Source organism: Planktothrix sp. FACHB-1355, from assembly GCF_014748295.1.
Classification (GTDB): Bacteria; Cyanobacteriota; Cyanobacteriia; order Cyanobacteriales; family Aerosakkonemataceae; genus Aerosakkonema; species Aerosakkonema funiforme_A.
Genome location: NZ_JACJUP010000650.1, coordinates 1 through 3,931 on the forward strand (window position 1 = coordinate 1; position 3,931 = coordinate 3,931).

Annotated in this window: 4 protein-coding genes; 3 read left to right on the plus strand and 1 reads right to left on the minus strand. The window is 43.2% G+C overall.

Features of this window, described 5'->3' with window-relative positions; all coding sequences use genetic code 11:
- Window positions 1-184 precede the first annotated feature (184 nt).
- Window positions 185-1,507 carry an AAA-like domain-containing protein gene (locus H6S82_RS22395; RefSeq protein ID WP_190464889.1) on the plus strand — a complete coding sequence of 441 codons (1,323 nt, stop codon included), beginning with the start codon at window positions 185-187 and terminating at the stop codon, window positions 1,505-1,507.
- Between the two features lie 83 nt (window positions 1,508-1,590).
- On the opposite strand, the gene H6S82_RS22400 is transcribed toward H6S82_RS22395, so the two are convergent.
- On the minus strand, window positions 1,591-2,439 hold the full coding sequence (locus H6S82_RS22400; RefSeq protein ID WP_190464890.1) for an AAA family ATPase: 849 nt from the start codon (window positions 2,437-2,439) through the stop codon (window positions 1,591-1,593).
- A 251-nt stretch (window positions 2,440-2,690) separates the two neighbouring features.
- Here H6S82_RS22400 and H6S82_RS22405 point away from each other — a divergent pair, with 251 nt between their 5' ends.
- Window positions 2,691-2,873 carry a hypothetical protein gene (locus H6S82_RS22405; protein WP_190464891.1) on the plus strand — a complete coding sequence of 61 codons (183 nt, stop codon included), beginning with the start codon at window positions 2,691-2,693 and terminating at the stop codon, window positions 2,871-2,873.
- Between the two features lie 189 nt (window positions 2,874-3,062).
- Window positions 3,063-3,931 (plus strand): RNA-guided endonuclease TnpB family protein (locus tag H6S82_RS22410; RefSeq protein ID WP_191056727.1); only part of this gene is annotated, 869 nt, incomplete at its 3' end.

The window sequence follows — 3,931 nt, forward strand, 5'->3', positions numbered from 1 at the left end:
TCGATAGACTTTTGAATCGATCCGTCTAAAAATTGACTATTTACAGAAAAAGAGAAATTTGGTAAATAAATAACACAGTCAGATTAATTGGCAATTAATAATTAATAAATTACCTGCGTATAATTGCCATTTACAATTCAAGCGATGAGTCAGAAAAGTTTATTTTATATGGCGATGCTACGTTATGACAATAGACGAAGTAATACAACTAATCAGCGCTAAATTCCAAAAGGAATTAAATCCCGTACAGGAAATAATACTTCGCGAAGTCTGGCAGGGAGAAACATATTCTAACATAGCATCTGCCTCTCACTATGGAGAGCATTACCTGAGAAACACAGCCTCCTCCTTGTGGCAATTGCTGTCAGGAATTTTTAACACAACCATTACCAAAGCCAACTTCCGCTCAACTCTAGAGTCCCGCTCCCTGTCAGCGGATGAGCAACAGTTAATCGCAGAATTCAGCTGCAAGCAAGCTCTGGCAACACCCTTGGAATTTCCCAATGGCCCAGTGCCGATCGCTTCCCCATTTTACATCCAGCGCCCACCAATTGAAGAACTTGCTTATCAAGAAATTACCAAACCGGGAAGCATTATTCGGATCAAAGCCCCTAGAAAAAAGGGTAAAAGCTCCCTGATGCTGCGGATATTAGAGCGAGCCGTTTCGATTGGCTACCGCAGCGTCACTTTGGACTTTCAGCAAGCAGAAGAAGCTGTTTTTGACAACCTAGATAAATTTCTGCGTTGGTTTTGTGCCAACGTCAGCCGACAGCTACAACTAAAATCTTTATTAGACGATTATTGGGATGAAGATATGGGTAGCAAAGTCAGCTGTACTATCTATTTCCAAGCCTATCTGCTCAAAGAAACAGACAGCCCTTTAGTATTAGCGTTAAATGAAGTGAATACGGTCTTTGAGTATCCTAAAATTGCCCAAGAATTTTTGCCCCTGCTGCGAAGCTGGTACGAAGAAGGCAAGCGGATTGACAGCCTCAAAAAACTGCGGTTAATCGTGCTACACTCCACAGAAATTTATGTTCCTTTAAAACTTTCCCAATCACCTTTTAATATAGGATTGCCACTGGAATTACCTGATTTTACAAAAGCGCAAGTAATCGCTTTGGCGCGACTGCACGGACTGAATTGGACAGATGGCCCAGAAGCCGATCGACTCCTCGCAATGGTGGGAGGACATCCTTATTTAGTGCGGCTCGCTCTCTATCAAATAGCTCAGGGAAATTTGACCTTAGACCGACTGCTCCAAGAAGCTCCCACAATAGGCGGAATTTACAAAGACCACTTGCGGAGTCTGTGGGCAATTTTGCAAGAACATCCAGAACTATTGGCAGCACTCAAACAAGTGGTCGTCGCCCAAGGCAAAGTGCAGTTAGAACCGATACTCGCCTATAAGTTAGATAGCATGGGGCTAGTACAACTCGATGGCAATGAGTGTAGTTTCAGTTGCGAATTATACCGCCAGTATTTTAGTTCGCAAAACCTGGGTTAAAAGGGAATGTGGCACTGAAAACCTGCCAAAATGGCTTGGCAAAACAACCAAATTTTACGATCGACGATCGTGCGTTCCCAAGCTTAAGCTTCAGGGTGAAGGAACTGCACAACTTTTCGCGCAATCAGTTCGGGAGAATAACGAGTTGTATCGATTACCAGAGTTCGATCGGAGGCTAATTTTTCTAATGCTGCTCTTGTTGCAGATGGATCGTAGCTTCGTCGTTCCTCAACTACAATCTTTAAGCGATCGCGCACCGCAGATACCGAGTATACTCCCTCACGTACCCGCTCTAAAATTTCTGCTGTTTCTCGATCTGAAAAGAAAGCTGAAGCTTCTGGCACTCCCAAATCTGCAAAACTGCGACTTTGGCTGACTTCAGGATGCTGTCCTGCTTGACTCGATTTGGCAACGCGATCGAAAGAATCGTTACGAATTAAAAGGCGTTGCAATCTCACATATTCAGGAGCGTCCAAAAACACAAATTGCGCTAGGGGAAGCATTTTTGTTGCATAAGTAACCTCATTTTCGCCCCGCAATCCATCAAATATGAGTGGGAAGTGAATTTCCAAAGGAGCGATCTGCAATTGGCTTAAAATATGTACCATTCCTGCCGGAAATAGCTGTTTGTAGCGACGGGTATAGTAGAGCCGCGATAAGCGACAGGAGGGATTCCCCCCTTTTTCATCCATCTTGACGATCGTCGGAATAATAAACCGATCGGTTAAAGTGCGCCGATTCGGGAGCAAGTTAAACTCTAGCCCTGCATCGGATAAGGCAGCAGTGACCGTACTTTTGCCAACACCAGTCAGCCCTACCAAAATCAAAAACGGACGCTCCACCAGTGGGAGCCACCCTTGAGAAACTGAAAACCCGATGCCAATACCAGGAGCTAGTTCCACGGAAGCAAGCTCATCTTTAAAGAACAGCATTATGTTAATTCTACTTCCTATGATGTAAATTTATCAGAACTTTGCTTAGTTTTGGTAAAAAAATATACCCATTTGTGTAACTATGCGTTCCACAAATGTATTGAAGTTTAGAAAGAAACAGGTAACGAGCTTGGACGTTCACCACTCAATGCACTTCTCCCCGCATTCAAAAAAGCATTTATAAACTGTTTTTACAGACGGTGAGAAAGCGTCTAAATAAGATAATCCTAAGCATCTCACTATTGGGGATTGTGGCCACTCTAGCAGTACTGTTGGTATGGCAGCAGTTATTGGTACGCGAACAACAGCATACTTACTGTGCAGTTAGTTCAGCAACAAGTAGTAGCGAGGTCAAAATTTTGACTCAGTTGGGATTGGAGGTACGCGAAGGTACTAATGGGCAAGATGCGATAGTTAAGGGAGTAAGCTTCTAGTAGGAGTAAAACTGGACATTTCCGGACATTCCGTGACATAATTTCGGATGACTTGGCTCTTTGACTGGGCGACCCTGGATGGAACACATTGTAGAAAGCGCCGCTCGTCGGCGCGAGAATTAACATATACTTCTCCATCGGGTTATAGGTTATACTTAATAAAATAAACAAATTTAAGCAGCTTTTGTCGTGTACGCACTCAAAAGAGAATTAAAACTAAATAATCGAGAAATTTCTCTGATGCGCGGCGGGGCTGGCTATCGGAGGTTTGTTTATAACTTTGGACTCCAACTCCTCACAGCCAGTTGGAGATTTGAAAATATCCCAGCCAGTGACTCTAAGCGCATTGATGCGATTAAAAAAATCTTCACGCAAGTGGTCATGAAAAGGTCTGAATATGCGTGGATGAAAAAATACCCTTCCACCGTATATCAGTCAGCTTTTCAAGACTTGAAAAATGCTTTCAATCGATGGCGTAAAGGCTTAGCAGAGTTCCCAAAAAAGAAAACTAAAAAGCAAGGAGACTCGTTTACTGTTTATAAAACTTCCGGGGTTTATCCAGCCAAAGGTAAACCAGCACTACCTTTCACGAATAGAGTGGTAATAGAGGCCGGTAAAAAAATCAAATTACCCGGCTTAAAAACATTTAGACTAAAGGAGAAGATAGATTTTACGTGTAGTTCTCAGACATTTACTGTGTCGAGAACGGCTGATAAGTGGTTTGTCTCTTTTGTTTTGTCTGCTTTAAAAATTCCGCCGCTTTATCATCCGATTGCCAAAGTAGGCGTCGATTTAGGCGTAAAGCGTCTGGCGACTGTTTCGGATGGAACTTGTTACGAGATGCCAGCTAGTACAAAAAGGGCGAAAATCAAGCTCAGTCAGCAGCAATGGCGCAATCGTCACAAGAGACACGGCCAGAAAAAGTTAGGGATAAAAGCATCGCATAACGCCAAAGATTGCTACCTAAAACAAGCCAAAATTCATGCCAGAGTCAGCAATATTCGCCGCGACGTCATCCAGAAAATGACAACAGACTTGAGTCGTCGGGTATATTGCAT